This is a genomic window from Nostoc sp. PA-18-2419, from assembly GCF_005869855.1.
Taxonomy (GTDB): Bacteria; Cyanobacteriota; Cyanobacteriia; order Cyanobacteriales; family Nostocaceae; genus Nostoc.
Genome location: NZ_SZNH01000045.1, coordinates 14,682 through 35,642 on the forward strand (window position 1 = coordinate 14,682; position 20,961 = coordinate 35,642).

14 protein-coding genes are annotated in these 20,961 nt (G+C 39.1%); 3 read left to right on the top strand and 11 right to left on the bottom strand.

All coding sequences use genetic code 11. The features are described 5' to 3' along the window. Nucleotides 1–111 precede the first annotated feature (111 nt). The 11 genes from FCR06_RS28275 to FCR06_RS28330 all read right to left on the bottom strand — a co-directional run bounded on the left by FCR06_RS28275 (nt 112) and on the right by FCR06_RS28330 (nt 12,561). Nucleotides 112–2,391 (bottom strand): dynamin family protein, encoded by a 2,280-nt coding sequence (locus tag FCR06_RS28275; RefSeq protein WP_138505714.1) that lies wholly within the window; start codon nt 2,389–2,391, stop codon nt 112–114. A gap of 11 nt (nt 2,392–2,402) precedes the next feature. Then, nucleotides 2,403–3,269, bottom strand: coding sequence for a hypothetical protein (locus FCR06_RS28280; RefSeq protein WP_138505717.1), 867 nt, complete (start codon nt 3,267–3,269; stop codon nt 2,403–2,405). 43 nt (nt 3,270–3,312) lie between these two features. Beyond that, on the bottom strand, nt 3,313–5,721 hold the full coding sequence (locus tag FCR06_RS28285; protein ID WP_138505719.1) for a dynamin family protein: 2,409 nt from the start codon (nt 5,719–5,721) through the stop codon (nt 3,313–3,315). Nucleotides 5,722–6,251: 530 nt separating this feature from the next. After that, nucleotides 6,252–6,899, bottom strand: a complete 648-nt coding sequence (locus tag FCR06_RS28290) for a hypothetical protein (RefSeq protein WP_138505720.1) — start codon at nt 6,897–6,899, stop codon at nt 6,252–6,254. A 358-nt stretch (nt 6,900–7,257) separates the two neighbouring features. Beyond that, on the bottom strand, nt 7,258–8,706 hold the full coding sequence (locus tag FCR06_RS28300; protein WP_138505722.1) for a hypothetical protein: 1,449 nt from the start codon (nt 8,704–8,706) through the stop codon (nt 7,258–7,260). Next, nucleotides 8,703–9,272 carry a hypothetical protein gene (locus FCR06_RS28305; protein ID WP_138505724.1) on the bottom strand — a complete coding sequence of 190 codons (570 nt, stop codon included), beginning with the start codon at nt 9,270–9,272 and terminating at the stop codon, nt 8,703–8,705. The genes FCR06_RS28300 and FCR06_RS28305 overlap by 4 nt, the downstream gene beginning before the upstream one ends. 65 nt (nt 9,273–9,337) lie before the next feature. After that, nucleotides 9,338–9,991 (bottom strand): hypothetical protein, encoded by a 654-nt coding sequence (locus FCR06_RS28310; protein ID WP_138505726.1) that lies wholly within the window; start codon nt 9,989–9,991, stop codon nt 9,338–9,340. After that, entirely contained in the window at nt 9,918–10,193 is a 276-nt protein-coding gene (locus tag FCR06_RS33125; RefSeq protein ID WP_189523611.1) for a hypothetical protein, read from the bottom strand. Before FCR06_RS33125 ends, FCR06_RS28310 begins: the two co-directional genes overlap by 74 nt. A gap of 46 nt (nt 10,194–10,239) precedes the next feature. Then, a complete protein-coding gene (locus FCR06_RS28315) occupies nt 10,240–10,959 on the bottom strand; it encodes a hypothetical protein (protein WP_189523612.1) in 720 nt (239 codons plus the stop codon). Further along, nucleotides 10,890–11,399, bottom strand: a complete 510-nt coding sequence (locus FCR06_RS28320; protein WP_138505730.1) for a hypothetical protein — start codon at nt 11,397–11,399, stop codon at nt 10,890–10,892. The genes FCR06_RS28315 and FCR06_RS28320 overlap by 70 nt, the downstream gene beginning before the upstream one ends. A 589-nt stretch (nt 11,400–11,988) precedes the next feature. Beyond that, nucleotides 11,989–12,561, bottom strand: a complete 573-nt coding sequence (locus tag FCR06_RS28330) for a hypothetical protein (protein WP_138505732.1) — start codon at nt 12,559–12,561, stop codon at nt 11,989–11,991. Nucleotides 12,562–12,892: 331 nt separating this feature from the next. Between FCR06_RS28330 and FCR06_RS28335 the strand changes: the two genes are divergently transcribed. From FCR06_RS28335 to FCR06_RS28345, 3 genes are all read left to right on the top strand, one after another. Further along, nucleotides 12,893–13,132 (top strand): helix-turn-helix domain-containing protein, encoded by a 240-nt coding sequence (locus FCR06_RS28335; protein WP_138505734.1) that lies wholly within the window; start codon nt 12,893–12,895, stop codon nt 13,130–13,132. A gap of 412 nt (nt 13,133–13,544) precedes the next feature. Beyond that, on the top strand, nt 13,545–16,619 hold the full coding sequence (locus tag FCR06_RS28340; protein WP_189523613.1) for a DUF3987 domain-containing protein: 3,075 nt from the start codon (nt 13,545–13,547) through the stop codon (nt 16,617–16,619). A 346-nt stretch (nt 16,620–16,965) separates the two neighbouring features. Further along, nucleotides 16,966–20,877 (top strand): CHAT domain-containing protein, encoded by a 3,912-nt coding sequence (locus FCR06_RS28345; protein WP_138505738.1) that lies wholly within the window; start codon nt 16,966–16,968, stop codon nt 20,875–20,877. The last annotated feature ends 84 nt before the right edge of the window (nt 20,878–20,961 follow it).

Here is a 20,961-nt window from a genome sequence, read left to right on the forward strand (position 1 = left end):
TGTCTATACTTGCTTCTATATCCCCGGTTGATAATACGCTTTTGTAAAACAAAACCTCTTCTGGTTAGAGCTGGGTTCGTTCCCAATGAGGCTATTTTGAATGTGTAATTTTTACAACCGAGTCCTTTTTAATGCAATGGATAACTGCCGTAATCGTTCACTAACTTCTAAGTTTGACTCTTGTGACTTCAAGTTATAAGGAATTTCAGCTAAGATAAGCGGATTTCCTTGCAACCACTCATTCAGAGCAACTCCTGTCCAAGTACCTTCTTTATCTCTAAAACTATCAACTAAACCCTTGAGTTCTTGAATACAGTATGACTCAAAACCAGCAGCATCAAAAATTGCAAACCGCAAATATTCTTCAAAAGCATTAATATCATTTTTAACCTCGAAAATTACAGCTTCTTTAGGAGGTTTTAACTCATGACATACATCTGTTTCAACTTCTATCGCTACTTCTGTTATTCCTAATACCTGTTGCCGAGTTTTAGAGTTAAAAAGTAAATCAGAACCATATTTTACGTATCTTTTTAGAACTTTAAAGGCTGGTTCTTCACCACTATAGTAGTTATCAAGAATTTCAATATCTACCCCAAGGCTTTTGATAATTTTATTACGGGTATCACTGTTAACTGGCCCACGAATCAGGACTTCAGCTACTGGACGTGCAAAGCGTAAAAATAAAACGCTTAAGCTATTTTCTAGTTTAGATAAAAAGTAATCATCAGAATTTTCAATCAATCTTTCTTTTACTTGATTGCTGCCCCATAATAAACTTGTCATGTGTTCGACTAAGTTTAATGCTTCATCTTTCAATTCTATAGCTAGTTGTCGGGCTACAGAAGATAAAAGCTTGCTAATATCACCGTATAAGTCTTCACGCCAAGCATAATTCACTTTCATACGGTCAAACTCCGGATATGAGTTGGCCTCAAAAATGATATCTTTTTTTCTAAATGTTTCCTCTTTAAGTATTTGCATCTCACTGGCAACGATTTGAAGATACCGTTTCCGAAATTTTTCTATGCTACTTGAAGAGTTGACATCTAAATTATCTAGAGTATTGTTGACAACAGAGTAATCATAAAATTTTTGTAACTTAGCTTTACTCTCTTCCCATTTTTGATTCCACCATTCTGTAAATAGTATACGTCGATTGTTTTCTTCAAATCGCTTTGCCTCTTCAGGATTATCTGGATAATTTTTACTGCAATGAGTATAAATCTCTTCAGAACTGCTGAGAATTTTATTGAGAGAAATTTCGCACCTTTTCTTTAAAATAGAGACACGTTCAGTATTGATATAGTTAAATATTTTCTCTTTTATTTCTGGAATGCCAGTACTATTTTTATTTAAAGTTGCTTCATCGGTAATTCTAGTTAATTTTTTCAACTGAGCTTGGATGTTACTTGCGTCCCCAATCTCTAACTTAGTTTGTTCTCCAGCTAAACCATTCAAAATTAAATATGCTCCCGCTGAACCATATACAATGCGCTCGTGTGGAAGGTTTGCACGCCTTAGCCAGTCTTGAGACGCTTCTTCAATATGTGTTGTCAACGCCTCTGGACTGCCTATGGAATCAATACGGCTTAAAAAAACAAAAAGCTTGTCAGCAACAGTGACATTTTTATCGCCAAGTTCTGTGAATTTTATTATTTCCAGTTCCTTTTCTCTTAGGCTAGTAAAACGTTGTACCAATATTACTGCATCACAGTCTGACAGCATTTCTTGTGCTTCGTCAACGTGCTTCGCTAAACCTGAATCTAAACCTGGAACATCATAAAAAACAATACCTTCAGCCTGAGCAAGTTTGTTAGTATACAATCTTGCTTCTAAAACAGCATGAGCATACTTTTCATCTGCTACATATTGTTTTAGTGGTTCTCTAATGTCTTCTAGTCTAGTAAATGGAAAAGTAAGATTACCTTCTCTTCTAACCTGTTGTAAAGTTATTTCGTTTGCTCGTATAGTTTTAAGGTCTTCTTGCGCTCCTACTTTGTCAAGTTCCTTTAGTAAGCTGATAAACTCATCTTCGGTTCTCGCTTGTACTTCAAGTCTTTGTTCAGACTCGTTTTCAACTGAATATATTTGTGTTGTTGTAAATGTACATCTTCCCCCCTTTGCCGGAAGTAAATCACATTCTAACCAAGCATTAATAAAAGTACTCTTTCCTGCTTTCTCTAACCCTACAACAGCAATACGAAACTCGCGCTTTTTGAGCCTTTCGAGTTGACGACGAGTTGGTTCTGCTTCTTGTAAAAGAATCTCTTTTAATTGGGGAGGAACTTCAGCTTGAGGTAACATAGCCAAATTAACTGCGTGTCGCTGCACATTTAGTGCATCGCTAAGACGAGTCTCATAATAAGAAGAAGCTGTTTGCCAATCCATTTGCAGACTCCTTAAACACGGTTAAATTTTTCCAAGCCAGATACAGATAAATATCTGAGACAAGCTAATTGTTTGACAACACATAGCCCATTATGAGGAAGATTTCTCTTTAAAATATATGGCACTTTCTTGCCAATCATTTCTTCTCCATCGGTAATATTAATTCTAATGTAAACTTCTCTCTGTTCACTAACAGTTGTAATATTTTCATTAGTTAGTTCTAGATGCTGCTGACTAGCATCAGCATCTTCAAGATTTGTACATAGAAAATATAAAGATTTATCTATAAGTTTTTCTATATCAGAGACATTAATTTGATTATTTTCTATTACATTTTCTACTTCTGATGCTGGTACAATAAGACATAAAGCTACAGGTTTAATAACTTTTTGTTGTGGTAGGGAGGTATCTGATGGCTGAATTTTCTGACTTTCTCCTACTCTTTGTCTTTTTTTTGTTTTTTGAAGATATTTTATACAAGAAACAGTTCCTACAATTAAACATCCTATTACAACAATTTGAAATAATTTCATATCATGATCTTCAAAATTACTACCAATAGACTTACGTACATTTTTAACACTTTCTTTTAAAGGCTCAATTAACCATTGTTTTTGGTCTTTTGGGTTACTTATAAAAAGCCCAATGATATCCGCTGATATAGATAAATCATCATTTAATACCGCTTGACTTCCAATTTGAAGAACATTACAAATTTCTTGAGCTTGTAATTCTTCTGGAGCTAATATTGTATATATTACTGTAGATAAAACTCCTCTTTTTTGATTTTTAATTTGGGGATGAATCTCATCAAAAACCTGTTCATACAGCTTTTCTAAGCTTTGACCTACTAAATATTCTATTTTTTGCGAAATCATGTCATTGTATTTTATGATTTGATTAAACTATTAACTTAAAAAACTAAGTTTTAAATTTCCAAGTTTTTTCTAATTGATAAAATTCTTCTGCTAAATCTTGAGCTTTTTGTTTCATAGGCTGCCAGACGTGTCTTTGTTTTTCATAATCAAGAGTAATTTCCTGGTTTGCTTTATTGAGCCTTTCCTGATAACGGTCAATAATATCATTCTGAATTTGATCTACATTTTTTTTTAGACAATCAATTTGTTCTAGTAACCAGAGTGCAATTTGATTTACTCTTTCAGATTCTTCTTCTTTCGCCTGTATTATCCAACCTGTAAGTAAATCTTCTACACTAGGGAGTTTAGCATTATCACTAGAACGTGTTTTATATTCAGTTTCATAAACGGTTTTTGTTCCTAACCACAATGTATACCAAGTTCTTTTTTCCTTTGCAACCTGTATTGCTTCCTGCCAAGTTCCTTTTGTAATAGCAAATCCTGCACGGAAACGAAAGCTAAAAGTAAGTTTATTATTGACTTGATTAAGTTGCGATTCAGGAAATCTAATCGCTATGCTCGGTGCAATATTGTTTGCTTTCTTTTCCAAATATGACAAATGGCAACGGAACAGTTCAGATACAGCTTGATAGATTCTATTTAATTCTTGCGTAGAAATTTGTTTTAATACATCTTGTATAACAATATTGAGATGGATAGATAGTTCATTTAATTCTTCATTAAGTTGTTTGAGTTTATTTTTATCTTGCTCGTTTTTTGCCTCTATTAATTGACCTTTTTGAGCAACGTCAGCTGTATAACCTAAGTTAACTAAACGGTTCAAGTTCCTTGACAGTAAATTTACATTTAAAAGATTAGCTCTTTTCAGATTTGGACTATCTAATTCTACTCTTCCAGTTTCTAAAGACTTTGCAACTGCTTCCAATACTTGATTAATTCCTCTTTGAAATTCACTTTCCCATGAATAAACGGGATATAATTTCTCTCCTAAATCCTGATAAGGTTCAACATTCTGGAGTTCTGAAATTATGATTCTAATATATTTTACAACGTCATCTTCTGACTGTTTTGCTATAACCTGTTTTACTTTTGTATCTAGTTTTTCAAAAGGCTCTTTTAAGTTGGTATCGCTAATTCTAAGAAAATGCTCCAATGCTAACCTAATCTGTGATATATTTTGGCATTCTTGTTCATATCGCTCTTGCGAACTATTAAGAATAGCTTTTGTTGTTTGTGTAGCCCATTCAGTTATGGCATTTCCTGCTGTTAGATTAAAACGTTCTATAATTTGTGGGATTACTAACTGTGGAAAGTGTTGAGTGATATGCTCCTTCAAATTGTGCTGAAATTCCTCTGCGTAAGATTTTCGCCATAATGCTTCAGCTACTCTGTTTCGATCATGTCTAGACCAATTTTGTGTTTTACGTGGCAGGTCTTCTAATATATCTTCAATTAACCCATTAAAATTGTTATCTGCTTTTTTACATGCTTCAGTACTGTAAATCTCATCATAATTTTGTATTTGTAGAGATAACAGAGCCGGCCATGTACTAAGTTTTACTACTTGTAGATTCTCAATTTCTTCTGTGTATTCTTTAAGCTGTTCGTTTAATTCATTTTTAATACTACGTATAGCATTTTCAACAAAACGATTCTCTGTTTCTGGCCAGTTTCTATCTGCTCGAAAAACGTCTATACGATTAAGAGCAAAAAGCATACGTGCAGGGGAACCACCTAAATCTTTTACCTGCTGTACAACTTCTTGTAACAAGCTCTTTACTTTCTGTGAATCCGTTTCTGCACTATTGTATGTTACTATACACAAAGCTTCACGGCACTGTTTTATAACATTAGCGTTACCTTCATCACCTACATACGCTAAACCGGGTAAATCCAGAATTCTTACCCTTGTGCCTTGTGGTAGATCCAGCTTAGATTCTTTTAACAATCTAAAAGGGTAAAAGATTGTAGATTGTGGACAGGCTAAATTCGGTTGCTTTGCTCTGTTATCGATATAACTTATCATCGCTTCGTACAGACGCTGATATATTTGTTCTTCAGTAATACCTCTCCATTCCCCACACTCCCACAATGCTCCTGGTGTTTCATGGATAATTAAAGACTTCTGCTTACTGTACTCAATCGTGACTGCTCCAGCACTCATTTCACTCACTGCTACGGGAACAATTTCCGCTCCGCATAGTAAATTCACAAGAGTGCTTTTGCCACTACTAGTAGTCCCTGTAGTAGCAAGGGTGAGAGTGGGATTGCGAAGCTCATCAACCAGCTTGCTTAGAGCTTCCTCTAATTTACTGGAGAGTTCTTGCATCTCAGGCTGATAAGTATCTGGTAAATGCTCAGAAATTTCTGTGTAAAAGTTATTCCAGTATTTAGTAAGGAGCTTTACTTTAAATTCTACTTCTTCAAATATTTTGTATATTTTAATACTCATCAGTCTGTATTTCTGCTATAACCGTTCCATTATAAGCAAGCAAAAGAATTAGTGTGTTTTTTCATACATTAAGTTTTGATAAATCATTGCATAGCTACAAGATTAGCCAATGCTTAGCAACAGGAGTATCCAGCATTGGCATTCAAAATGCTTGTAGTAAAGCAATTTGAAGTTTAGCAGCATAAGCATTGCTTACTTTTTATCTAATGACTATTTTTGATACCAATTGTGATATCAAAATTACTTCAAGCCATCATTTCGTGAGGCCCCGGCGAACTGGGGACGCTGCGCTTAGAGCGGGTGGTGTGGGGGACGGGCAGGAAGTTTATCGTGAAGTGGCCAAAACTCAGCAGCCCGCCCCCCACACTCCGCTGCGCCACCCGCTCTACCCCAGTTCAATAACAGTGGTGAAGGAATATTTGTTAGGATTCAGGTCGTTGCCTATCGAAGACAGCAGTGATTGGGCAAACGGTGTTAGAGATGATGTAGGACTAGAGTCAGTCTCTTTCTTATCTAAATTAAATTTTCAATCAAGAAAAAAGCTTTTCAATACTCTTTAATAAGAACTTACTTATATGAGCCAGTCTCCAAAATGTACCTCTACCATTACTAGCATTTAAATAAAATACATAAGGAGAATCATCACCAGGCTCCTCCACAGCAAATTCTTTCAAATGTTTTATATACTCCGATTTGCAATACTTTAAATTCAAGGGGTGAATATATTTTGATTGTTTATTTGACCACATCTCATAATTTTCTGATTCATCTAGCCAAATCTGACCAGACTGTAAAATAAACCTTCCCGCCGCTTCTAATGTTGACTCAATCCATTCGTTGGTAAATTTTAAATCGGGAAATTGTTCAGAGGCAGCCAAGAGAACAGGTAAAGGAACACTCCATACGGTTCTCAACTGCACAAATGGAGGTTTATGTACTACTGTGTATCCCCTACTGCTTGTACCCCAGTTTGAAATTGACCATCCATACCAATTTTGTTCACCAGGATACATCTGTTCTTCTTCTGCTCCTAAATCACCCTGAAAAATATTTGGCGGCATTGGTACAAAAGCATTGAAATCAAATAAGCTTTGATTAGTATTTGCTCGCTCAAAAAACGCCTTCACGGATTGATTACTTCCCTCAACAGTTAAATAATTCTCAACATAGTTGGCCACGTTATTCTCTCCCGAATCAATTCCGAAAAGCGCTGATTAAACAGTTTCTTCTAATTGTCCTGGCTCACACAAGCGTCAAAGGTAAGAATTCACATGTTTACCGTGAGTTGACCATTTTTCATCTAGAAGGCGACAAGCGACGTAGACAACAAACATTTTGAGGATTCCGCTTATGTCCGCCATTCATACCCCAGCAGCGGACGGTATAATCACTTTCATAACCTAGAACAAGTGCTAACTCACTATAAGTTAACTGCCACTTTTTCTTAAATTCTATTGGGTGCAGAATCTTGGAATTTTATCTTAATAGTTTGGTCTATTTTTTGGGGGAGTCGAGCCAAAAATATTTCTCTAACGATTAATCATCAAAATCAATTGGCTGCCCGTTAAAATGCTTATGAATACTTTCGGGAGTAAACCAAAGGGGAATTGTCACCTTTTTATCTAATTCTGCATCCCCATCGGAATTATTTAAACCGTTAATTACTGCAACTTTTAAAGGTATCTTACCATCAGCAGTTTTGCGGTCAATTTGAATAGTGCCTCTAGCTCTACCTTTAGCTGTTCCATCACTACCACCAACAGCAGTATTAGTGAAGAAATGGGCAATACAAACTAACCTTTCTTCAGCTTTTCTAGGGTCACTAAGAGATGCTTTAACAAACTTTTTGGCAGGCTCCTTGGTGATGTCAAACTCAGAATAGTTAGTGAATTCATCAACTAGTAACTGTTGCGGTTGCTTATCAGGTTGATTATTAATTCTGTCTAACCAACGCTCGCGGGCATCATCAAAAGCCTGTCCTATCTGTTCTTCTGTTTGCGCTATCAACTGAGGGCTTAGATATCTCCATGCGTTTCTAAGATTTTCACCCGCGTGTGCGTCTATCAGCTGATACAAGGGCATATCAAATAAATATTCTCTCAGCATGACAATCGACGCTGCTAGGGTTGATTTACCGCTTCCAGCTTCCCCTAGTACCCAAACGGGTTTTTGATTGTCGATGACCTTCCACAGCCAGCCATCCTCATAATTCTTGAGCGCTTCGATTAAGTCACTGATGAGGCGCTGGTCAGTCAAAGGATGATTGTCATTTGCGATCGCGCCCTTGGTTTTGCCCTCAATCTTGCCGCGTTCAATATCCGCTTTCGCCTTGTCTCGAAGGTTCTCAGCAATGGTCTTATCCATCACAGAATGATTCACAGCACGGGCTTTCATAAAGTCCTCTAGCTGAATACGTGCCTTAGCGCGTTCGTTCTCCTCATCTGTTAATCCCAGTGCTTTGCGTTCTTCTGTGTCCAGTCCTGACAGCCCATCTTTCAAGCGCTCAGTGTAAAGCTGGGTCGAATGCTGCTTAACTTCTCGTTTGTGCTTATTGTGCTGCCAAGTTGCATAGTCGCCAGTCTTTTCAAGTTCCCCTAATTCATAATCCGTGCGCTTGAGCCGTTGCGAGCGCACAAGCAAGCAACCTACAATACCCCATAGCCCAGTAACTGCAATCCCATATCCGAGCAACTGATTAGGGTTATCTGTGGGCAAATCACGCACCCATTGAATTGCATCACCCTTATAAGGAATAATACTGCCATACAGCCCGTAGCGAAGCCATTCTTCAGTGAGGACATAACGCGGCTTGTGGCAAAAACGCTTATCCAGTGTTATTTGACTTTGTACACCATTTATTGACTTTGGGCAGAACTGAATCTGTGTCAAATCGTAAGGCTGGCGTGTTTGCGAAGTTGTCAGCCCGATGATTGCGGCTACACCACACACACCCGCCAGCGCTAACTCGACAACACCCTGTTTCATTCCCGTCCCTTAAAAATAATTGCTACAGAACCAATGAATAAAGCCAACGCGACTGCAATACTTAACCAAGGGTCTGACTGTGGATTCTGTTTTTCAATGGTTTGGATGTCTTGGTTAATTTGGGTGACTGTTTCTTTAGTCAAATTCTCAAAATATTGATAGTCTTTGACTGCTAACCAAGTTGTGATACCTGCAAACACTAAGCCACCAGCAGTTTTAAACAGATTTTGCATATTATCAACCTCTAGTCCGTCACTGTTGTAATTAACTCTCAAGCCCGTCAGCCCAGCCAGAGAGCCAACACTGCATATAGAAAAGGAGAGCGTAATTGCCAGCCACAAGTTAACGCCACCACCAGTTATTAATAGATATTTAGCTATCAAGAATCCTGTAGAATTTAGCGACCAGCCAACAAAGAAACGAGTCAATTTTTCAGTTGTATTGATAACATCTTTACGGTGTTGTTTGCGCGATTCCAGATGTGATACTAAGTCTTTTGGTAAGGGCGTATCTGGGGCGATTTCGCTTACTACTTCTTCTTGCTCATCTTCAATGTCGTATGTCATATTACTGTCTGGATATGTACTTGCCCGACAGTCACTTGTTTACAGTGAATATCGGGCTGAAACTATCAAAAAGCTAGCAAGGCATCCTTGATTTTTTGTACAATCGAACGAAGAGCATATTGCTTTTTCGGCTTGAAATCATCACGAGCGTTATCACCCATTTCTAAGTAATACTTACCCAGTTCTTTATCATGTTGCAGGTCAATTGTTTGTTGTCTAATGTCTGTCTGCAATTCTGTCTGCAACATCTTATATTCACCATCAACTTGCATCATGTGCTTATCCACCCATGATTTGAGCTTGATGTGTTCTGTTGCTTGTTGATGGCGTAGCGCTTCTTTCTCCTGAGATGAAGCGAAATCCAGCTGAATTTCTTCTAGGATATTCGCTAGATGAGTGTCAGCTAAAATTGCTGACTGCACTGCTCTTTCAATATGCTCGCCGCTTACACCAGCTTGTTTGTAGATGTCGCCCAGGACTACATTTAAGTCCTCAGTCCCCTTAATTGCAGCTAACATTTGTTCTCTTACTTGTGGGGCGAATTCACTAATCTTTGCCCCGTCATTACCCATTTGTCCTATTAGCTTCAGTGCTGACTTATCACCTGTGAGCGCTCTAACTACTAAGTTAGTAGATGCATTGAATTTAGTTTTTAGTTGGCGTTCCAGGTTGCGTGATTTGGAAGTTACCTGATTTTTGAGCTTGATTGAATTTTTCACAGCGATACTCTTTTGATGGGGTAAATATTTGAGTGCAGTGATACTCCATTCGCTTTACATATTGCTCAATAGCTGACTTTCGTTTGAGATATTGCTGATAGCTTAAATGCTCTGTTATTGGCAGATACACCCAGTAATGTAAGGGCAAAATTACAGCAGCCAGCGCACCTAAACTAACAGCAATTCTTGAGAAGTAACTCATTCTTCCCCAACGAATTACCAAGCACTCAAGCAGTGTCAAGTCATCACTATTGAGCCGCGTTAAGCCTTGCGAGGATGCCTGAGAGTTGGCTTTTAGTTTGACTACGGCTAGCCTCCAGAGCCGCACTGATGCCCGTTAACCCAAGGGATAGCTTATCTCTGCTTTGTTCGTGACGATTAACTACTCGTTCTTGTACCCTGGTTAACGTCTGGTCAATCTTTGCGTCAACCTGATTTGCTGAGAAGTCAGCATAAGCCAGTAATGCTGTTTCTACCTGTTCTAGAATTTCGTCAAAGGTGTTTGCTGAGGTGTCAACGCTATCGGCTATGTCATTAATTTGTTGCTCTGAGAGGATTACGCCCATTTGTGAAGCTTTAGAATTTATCATCTCTCCTACATCTTGAGGGGCCACCGCGAGCGTCCCTGTTTCAAGTTCAGTCTCGGCCTGTACTTTCTCTACTTGGGTTAGAAATTTTTGTTCAACGGATTCATCAGCTAAAGATAACTGGCTTGTCGCTTTGGCTTTGAGATAGTCAACGGCTTGGCTCAGTTGCTCTTTGGTGGGATTATCAAGGTCATCGCACTCTACAGCAAGCGCTGCTGTTGTGTAATCATCTTTAGTAAATCCTTGATAACCCTGTTTGTACAAACGAGCGCGGACGTTATTAGTAAACTTGTCAGACATGGTGATTGCTCCTATTTGGCTAGTGCTAAAACTTCTATGGTTGCGGATTTCCGAGGTTGCGATCGCTTGTTGATTGCCCATTTGGCAGCGACGAACGCGACAAGGGCTAAATCTTTGCAGTGGTAAATATCTAGGGCGCTGAAAGATAGTTCAGCACGTTCAAACCAGTAGTAAGGAGTGCTACGCGGTACATCGTCAAGATTAATTTTTAAATAGTCTGCAAGAAGATTCATAAACTCTTCTCCGTGGTAAAGCTTATCCATGTAATAGAAGTGCTTGAATGCCTCCCAGCGCTCGCTAAACCCCTCACCCCGACCTGTAAAACTGCCGTAGCACCGTTTAAATCCAGCGAATGTCTCAACTATCTTGCTCGCGTCGCTACTTAGCACGTTGAAATTAAAATGCTGTTTTAAAGTAGCTACCACTCGATACCAAGTGACATCAGCGATCTCTTTTCCTAACTCGCGCTCGTAGACTTGTTTTAGCTGATGATACTTAGCAATATACTGTTTTGTTGCCACATTATCCCCTAACTATTACTTAGGTGTGTATAAAATCGATGCGTATTCCGGATGAATCCAAAGAACTTGATATAGGTAATTAGCTAAAAAAGGGTATTTGGTACGACCCGTTAGCTGAAACCTATCAATAACTCTGAAAAATAACTCTCGGACATTTCAAAGTATGTTTTTTCGTCGGCTATAATCACGCAATAACAGGGCTTACCAGAGTTTTTGATATATTGACAAAATTCCTTTTACCCCCGCTAATGCGCCCCTTTTGGACTAGTTGATGCGCTTGTGCCTTTGGCTGATGATGCTTTGCGCGGTAGTAGATGTTACCAAAGGTTAGAACAAACTCAACTGCACACTCGTGTTTGTGATCTCTGCTGTGTGCTGTTTATATAAGCTTGGAATTTCGTAGCAGCGCCTCAGCACTTTGTCACGATTGAGCTTTAAGTCAGCAGTCTTAGACTGACGCGGTAAAGGACGGAAATAATACTGTGTGTGTTTGATACTGTCACTACTGGTTAAATATCTGTACAGTGTTCCATCAATCCAGTAAGTCTTGCTCTGGGTCAACAGCGTGACGCAGACTACAAGCTGTTTATCAATCATCATTCTTGTCTCCAGTTGCACACGCACCAGTCAAACTTGCACCCAGGAAGACGGCGATAGACGCGATGGCGCTACCTTCAAAAATCTTCGCGTTGTAAATCCATGTGGGTTGATATTGCTCGCCTCTGCCTTGCTCAATGCGGTCAACGCCGTGACAAAAGATAGCACCAACAACCATAAAACTAGTAGTTACCAAGCTCAAAAGTGCTACTTCTGACGCTGCATCTAAGATGAATGAGTTTATCTTTTCACGCCAAGTTTTGACGCGGCGAATATGCATTACTGGCTTTTGTTCTAGATACTCTTGCCACTGGTCATCAGTAAGATTCGCTCTGTTGTAATCACAATCATCGTGTGACTGTAGTAGTTCGCCCACTGCTTGTATGGCATCTCCGAGGGTTACGTCTGGATAGTATTCCAATTGCCTGAATTGCTCTGAATCTCGTATTTCTCTGAGCCAGCGATCTATTGCTTGTAAACGCCTAAGATGATTAGATGTCAGCATTGTTTCTCCTTTGTTTGGTAGTTCGTTGATTGCTTCTAAACTGCGTAAATTGATATGCATGAATCCTCTGTCCTGATACTCCCACGCACAATTACCGCGACCGCAGATATAGAGCGGACGCAATGCAGATATTGCTGTGAATAGTTGAATCCTGTCAGAACAGCGCTCGCAAGTGGGAGCAACCCTCGAAAGGAAATCGCCAAGTGCGTTTTACGCTTAGGTCTTACTTGCGTCTGTCCTGAGTTATTTGACGTATTGATAACTTTGACACTAATATACTAATATCAATCGATTGATAATGTCAAGCAAAACTAGCTATCAACCGAATGGTACTTTTAAATGCTGATAAACTGCAACAGAATTAGCTGTTAATATCAGTTACTTGTTATTGATGCCAGTTAGGAATAAGATCAAACAGTTTATTGATGATAGGGGTATTACCCGTTATCAGTTCAGAAAAGATACAGGGCTATCTGCAACCACAGTTTACGCTTTGTATGACAATCCCTGGCAAGTACCACACGTAACCGCGATGAACAAAATTTGTGACAGTTATCGCGTTCAGCCTAGCGAGTTAATCGAGTGGGTTCCACCAGAAGAAGTCAGCGATCACGTACAACAAACAAAATAAGGAGGTAATTTTACCGAAGGAAATCAGCCAAACGACCGTAGAGAGCGTGTTGAGGGAAAATTTTACCCACTAGTCAAGACTAGATATTGGCTGCGAGCCGCGTCAAAGCAACACTGCAAATGCTACGAAGTCAAATCCAAATTTTAGCCATGATGCGAGCGCTGGAGGGCGTAAACGTCTTAGGCACGGTAGCCCAGAGGGGCAAAATCGAGAAGCCGCCCAAAGTGTGGAGGCACTAAGAACGGCTTCAAGATTATTCGATTTGTCATATTGCGGTAGCTCCTAGAGCATAGAGAGGCTAGAACCTTTTTCTATGGAGATAGACCGCGCTTGCCATAACTATAATAACTAGTTGGTGGCGCGGATGCAATTGAGGAGTTACCCGAATCTTGAAAAATTCGAGGTAATACAAGTGCATACTACACAAATCCAGACAACAACTGCATCTCGTCTAATTTCCGGCTTACAGCAAATTCCTGGTAACTGGGCCTTGACCCCTGTTACAGACAATAAGCGCCCTTATCGTGAGGACTGGCAACGAGAAACAGCGCTAAATAGGCAGGCGCTGATTAAAGAACTGCAATCAGGCAAAGCTTTGGGCTACGGCATCCGCACAGGTGAAGTATCAGGGGGAATTTTAGCCATTGATGCGGACGGTCATGCAGCAGAAGCACTACTGCAAAAGCTTGCTGATGGCGACTTACCCGATACAGTAATTTTTAGTTCTGGCAAAGCTGGGCGCAGACAGTTACTTTACTTTGTCACAGAGGAATACTGGCAAGTAGTTAAAACTGTTAAGCTCAAAACTGGGGTCAAGGGCGATGACGGTAAAGAACAGTTACTAGAATTTCGCTGGAATGGGCTACAAAGCGTACTACCCCCATCTGTACACCCACAAACTGGTAGTTATCATTGGGTGCGATCGCCTATTGATATTGAGGTTGCTAATTGTCCAAACTGGGTGATTGAGTTGATGCTGAATCAGCCTGTGGCAGTTCCAAAGCCCCAATTTAAAAGTGTGCAAACTACAGTCAGCGATCGCCCAAACTTGTCTATTTTTCTCGGACGGGATGACAGAGATTTAGTAGAGCATGGCACAGGCGACGGTGGACGGAACGACGCAGCGAAAAAACTCAGCCTTAATTTAATCGCTACTGCCCGTCGTCTCAACGAATTGGGCATTGACTACGATTGCGACCCACGCACCATTTATGACCAGTTCTGCGCTAACTGCACCCCACCGCTTGGTTCGGATGTTCGTAGTGAAGCTGATGGCTGGTGGAAAAACGCCGAGGCACACGCCAAACACCCATCATTGGATGACGACAAGTTACAAGGATGCTACATCGCTTGGTTAAACAAGCAAAAAGGGATACATAGCCAAAAACGGTTAACCGTACAAAATTCGATTGTCAGTACTGACAATAGCTTATTGTCAGTGCCACCACTGACAATGAAAATGATTGAAAAGCAAACATCTGAGTCTATTGTCAGTGTTGTCAGTGGCATCTTAGCCCAGAATTCGGATGACGTAGAAGAGAGCTTTAAATTAGACTTACTGCGTACTGAATTAGTCATTAGCCAAAGGGTTTTTGACCGCATTGTTGCTAGAGAGCGTGTCAAGCTCTATGAGGTTTTACCCGAAGATGAAATGCGGCTCAAGTCGCTCATCGAGTGGCGAAATACAAAAATCGACTGGGGCGCTATCTTACCCGCGCCTCTAGCCCGTGATTTAATCCATGATGCGGATGTTTTGAATGTTGACCCTGTTGTTATATGGCAGCCGTTATTAAGCGCTGTAGCCTCGCTTGCAGGCACAACAATCAATCTAGATATGCAATCTCATAAAATCCCCTCAGTACTTTGGACTGTTACAGTCTTAGAGTCCGGTGGCGGAAAAACCCGCGCTGACAGCTTGGTTGTAGCCCCATTGCGAAAAATGCAAGCCGACGCAGTGCAGCGCTACAAGGATGCGGATTCTGAATACAAACGGGCGCTCAAAGAGTGGGAGAGAAGCGGCTGTGAAGGCTTGGAGCCAGAACCACCCGCTTTAAGGAAGTATCTGTTTGAAGTCGCAACCATTCAAGCCGTGTTAAAGCGCTCTGCTGAAAATGCTGGCTATGGGTCGTTGTGGGCCAGAGATGAAATTGCGGGGCTGTTTAATTCCTTGGGGCAATTCTCCAGGGGTGAGGATGAAAGCTTGCAGATTTTATTAAAACTTTGGGATGCAGCCGCCCTTTGTGTTGACCGTACATCTATAACTGACAGTTATTTCGCCGAACGTACAGCCGTTTCTTTGACGGGTGGCATTCAACCAGCTGTGTTTCGCAAAACCTTTAAGGATGCTGACGACAGTAACGGGCTGCAAGCGAGAATGTTGTTTGCAGTTCCCCAACGAAGGAAACAGCGCTATGTAGAAGGCTTTTGTCAACTTAGCGAGCGCTTGCCCTTACTTTACAAGTGGATGGAGGAATTACCAGAACTCAACATCAAAATTAGCCCCCAGGCGAAAGCATATTACAAAAAGCTAGTCGAGATAATTGGCGACCAAATAGAACAAACGACACACGCAGCTATCCGTAATTGGATGTCCAAGCTACCAACCCAGGTTTTGAGAATTGCGCTGATTATACATTTGCTTGAGTGTTTTTACTCACCCAATAGCCGGGATATTACAACACTGCAAAAAGATACCCTTGAACGCGCTGTCAAGCTTGCTCAATACTACAGGAGTGCTTTTCATGTTTTGCAAGAGAAAGTGAGCAATAGTGATGAGATTAGCTCAATTCTGTTGCAAATTTACGATCGCGCCTCCCAAACATCAGACGGCGTTTCTGTGCGTGACATCTATCGACCACTAGATAGTATCAAGTCACGGGCCAAGGCAGCAGGCAGAGAAGCCAGTGCCTACACTCATGATTTATTTCTCAAAATGCAACAAATGGGTTATGGGGAAATTGTACGTAAAGGGCGCTCTGTGCGATTTGTTGCTAGAAAACTTGAAGACTTGGAAAAACCCTTGACAACCACTGACAACACTGACAATGAAGAAAAATACATCTCTAATGCACTTGAAAGCGATGAAATTCATGTCAGTGATAGCCACTGCCAATTACTGACTGTCAGTACTGACAATAGCGTGATGCACGTAGACTACGGAGAAAATAATGTAATTGATCAAACTGAAATTCCGCCACTGGATGATTCTATTGACCTGCCACAAGTTGAAGCTGTTGACACAGTATTAACCAAGCCTCAACAGGTCGAAGAGAATGCAGCTACACCAGAAATTACGAAAGGTGCAAGGGTGCGGGTTTATTGTCCTGGCAGCAAGCGGCATGGTTTAGAGGGGATTGTAACTAGGTTTATTTATGAACAGGGCTTGCTTAAGGCGATCGTCTTACTAGAAAATGTTTCAGCCAGCTTAAGAATCTGGGAATGCTTTGTGCCAGGGAATGAGGGGATGAGACTAGAGTTAGTTTCTTGATGAAGTGAGGATTAGGGTTTGTCTAATATATACGGCTTAACTTAAACTATGCCAATTAAGCAATACTCGTAAAGCCATTTCTTACTTTGGCCATGAAAGCCAGACTCTTAAAACCTTTTGAGAGCCAATGCTGCGTATCGCTGTTGCGCGGTATTAGCTGGGGGCTATACAGATGCAAAACGCTATAATTTAATACTTATTACTACCGCATAGTATTTCAATCAATAAGTTATATCATGTCCGGTTAATCAGTTATGATTCCACAAATCTGTGCAGAAAGACAAAACTCTTTCTCCCCTGCACCCTGCGGTCTTTATGATAAGTTGTTTACCGGACACGATATTACATGGCTAGACAATTTTCTATCCTCAAGTACTTACTTGTATATTCTGCTTCTCACCGTATAGTACTTTTTAGCATTGCCTTATGCTTATCTAGCAAAGTTGCACTCGCCCAACAGCAAGATAGTAGTTTATCAACTTGGTCAGCAAATTTAGTATTGACGCAAGCTAATCTAAAAAACTTAAACTTTCCAGTACAGCAAAATAGCATTAAATCTCTTAAACAACCACCTATCTCTTCACAGGACGTTGAATCAAAGAATAAACCAGAACCAAAAGTGTTAATCGCTGAAGTTCTAGTTACTGGGGTAGAGGGCGAATTACAGCATAAAATTTATGAAACTATTCAGACTAAACCCGGCAAAATAAGCACACACTCTTTACTTCAACAGGATATTAATGCTATTTTCGCAATCGGTTATTTCTCCAATGTCAAAGCATTACCAGAAGACACAGCACGAGGAGTTAGGGTAACATTTGAGGTTAAGCTAAATCCAATTCTTAGAGAAGTTAAAATCAATAGCCAAATCATACCTCAAAAAATTATCAAGGAAGCCTTTCAAAACCAATATGGTAGCATTTTAAACTTAATAAGTTTAAAAGAAGGCATAAAAAAAATTGAAAAGTGGTATTTGGATAACGGTTATGTCTTAGCTGATTTTGTAGGTACACCAAAAGTTACTGATGATGGAACAGTTACTCTAGAAGTAGCTGAAGGAGTTATTGAAGATATTCAAGCTCAATTCGTAAAAATAATTAATGGTAAAAGTTTTAATATTCAAAATGGTAAACCAATTAGTGGTAAGACTCCTAAACTTTTGATTATTCACGATTTTAGATTTAAGCCTGGAGATGTATTTAACATAAATAGTGTTAGAAAAGAATTGGCAAGAATAAGAAGAGCCAGAGATTTTAATGAAATTACAGTTTCTATAGTTTCCGGTAAAAAACCTGAAGAAGTAGTTATTAAACTTAATATTGAAGAAAAAAATATTTTCGTGAAAACGGATGAGTCTCTACAGGGATTATCGCAGCAAGMACAACCACAGGCTGGTTTAGATCCAGAGCAAACAATAGCAACAAATCAAGAAATAATTAAAATTTCCAGATTCAAAAATGATAAAAAGCTGGAGATAAATGCGCTTTATAATATCGGTAATACATATAATAAATTAGGTGAATACTCAAAATCCATAGTTTTTTATAATCAAGCACTAGAATTAGTTCGTCATGATGGAATAAGCTCTGAAAGACTAAATAATATCAATCAAAATTCTAAAAATTGTAATACTTTCACCCAAAGTAGAGAAAGTATCAATTATTGTGAGCAACCAATACAAACACCAAAAATAACCCCAATAGAAAAAACATTACTTGAAAGTAATATACTTCTAAGCCTAAGTAATACGTATCGCATAATTGGAGAGTATCAACAAGCATTAAGTTTAAACAATCAAGGATTATCCTTAATAGAAAATAATAATATTAAAATTAAAGATGATATAAATTTAATTATTTTAAAAGCCCTTACATTTTTTTTACATAGTTATATATACATAGATTTAGGAGAAGATGAGATAGGGAATAATTATGTTAATAAAGGACAAGAATATACTCGTCAAATACAAACATTTTTAATTAATTCTCAAGAATTTTCTGATTCAGAAGAGGGTGACTCTTATTTAGAAAATAGTAATGCTCTACACAAAGATTTCATCATTTTATTTAGCAATATGATTCCATTTATTTTAAATCAAGATGAAAAACAATTATTAGTTGCTCAACAAGAAATCTGGTCTCAATTTTTAAAAATTACTGAACAAGTTGATTTAGAAAAATTAGCCGTAACAGAAGTAATAAACTTTAATCAAATATTAAATATTTTCTCCAAAGAATTACTAAGCCTAATTTCACTACAAATAGGCAAAAATTACAATTTGGTTGGCAATAAACAAAAAGCATTAGAAATTTATAATAAAGCATTACAAAACTTGCAGTATCTCAAAATATCTGAAATTGAACCAGAGTCGAAGGAACAAATTGATGATATTAATCAAGTAAAAGATTTCTTAACTTTTTTTGGTGACCATATAAAATCCATGCTTCTAAATGAAACTGGTAATATATTTGCTGATTTAGATAAAAAACAAGAAGCATTAAGCATTTACCAACAAGCTTTAAAACTGTCTAAATTAACAGGTGAAAAAGAAGTTCAAGCTTCTATCTTGGATGGTACTGGTAGCATTTATTACAATTTTAATCAATACAAAAAAGCAATAGATAGTTACAATCAAGCATTGAAAATCTGGCACGAACTAGGTGATAGTTTAGCAGAAGCTAATAGTCAATTAGGTATTGCAAGAGTTGAACGCGATCGCAACCATCTTTATGCAGCAAAAGCTCAAATTGAAAGCGCAATCCAGCTGATCGAGAGTCAACCTCGTCCTAGTGAAATTGACTACTCTCCAAACGCTAGGACTGAACAGCACACATTCAAACACTATATTAACCTTGCTTCTTACTTTTCTGCTAAACAGAATTACTACAGTTTTTATATCGATTTACTCATGCGCTTAGATAAAAAATTTCCTCCATATGGATACGTAGTACAAGCATTTCAAGCTAATGAGCAATCTAAAAATCGAAGCTTGTTAGCAATTTTCAATCGGCGCGATCGCTATGTTTCTAACCCGAAAAATTCTAATTCCTCTAAAACCCAATACATAAACTTAGCGACTGTGCCTCTTTTGTCCACCATCCAACAACAAGTGCTGGATGATGACAGCATTCTACTGGAGTATGCACTTGGTGAAGAACGTAGCTACTTGTGGGTAATAAGCAAAACTGGATTTTCTAGTTATGAACTTCCTAAACGTGCAGAAATTGAAGCAGCGGCTCGGAAGTTTTATGACTTCATGACTATACCCAGCTTGAGGATTAGAACTAATAAAGCGGCAAAAGCGGGTAACGAGCTAAGTCAAATGCTTTTGGGACAGGTTGCTAGTCAGTTGGGTAACAAACGGTTGCTGATTGTGGCAGATGGAGTCCTGCAATATATACCTTTTGGCGCTCTCCCAGATTTCAACTCAGGCTTTTCTCAACCACTATTAGTCAATCATGAAATAGTAACGCTTCCCTCAGCCTCAACTTTTGCTGTACTCAGAAACAACAAAAATATTCCATCACCCACCAAAACACTTGCTGTTTTGGCAGATCCAGTTTTTGGTCAAGAAGATGAGCGATTCCGAGGTAAGTCAACTAAAGTTAGTTTGCAAACCAAACAACGTTCAGTGGTTGGAGATAATCAACCTTCAAGTTCTTTTGTTACAGAACAACTTTTCCCCAGGTTGCCTAGCACCCGAAACGAAGCTGACCAGATAGCGTCTCTTGTAAACCCGGTCAACCAAATTCAAAAATTTGGTTTTTCAGCTAGTCGGCAAGCCGTACTTGAGCCAGAGATGAGCCAGTACCGCATCATTCACTTTGCAACTCATGGTATTTTAGATGCTGAGAAACCAGAGCGATCTGGTATGCTTCTCTCAGTCATCAATGAGCAGGGTGAGCTTCAGAGAAGTTTGCTATCTACACCTGATGTTTTTAACCTACAGTTATCAGCTGAATTAGYAGTGTTGAGTGGCTGTCGTACTGGCTTAGGTAAGCAGATTAAGGGAGAGGGATTAATTGGTTTAACTGGTGGTTTGATGTATGCGGGAGCAAAACGAGTAGTCGTCAGTTTATGGAGTGTAGATGATCAGGCAACAGCAGCTTTAATGAGTCGATTTTATCAAGGAATTCTCAAAGAAGGGCTTTCACCAGCCAAAGCATTACGTGAAGCTCAACTGGCTATCTTAAAACAACCGCGTTGGCAAAATCCTTACTATTGGGCAGCTTTCACACTTCAAGGCGAGTGGAAATAAAATTCTTAAAAGATTTAGGTTTTTGCGTTGCTTTCATAGCATGGCATTAAAATAGAAGGTTTATAGGAAATCTTAAAACCTTAA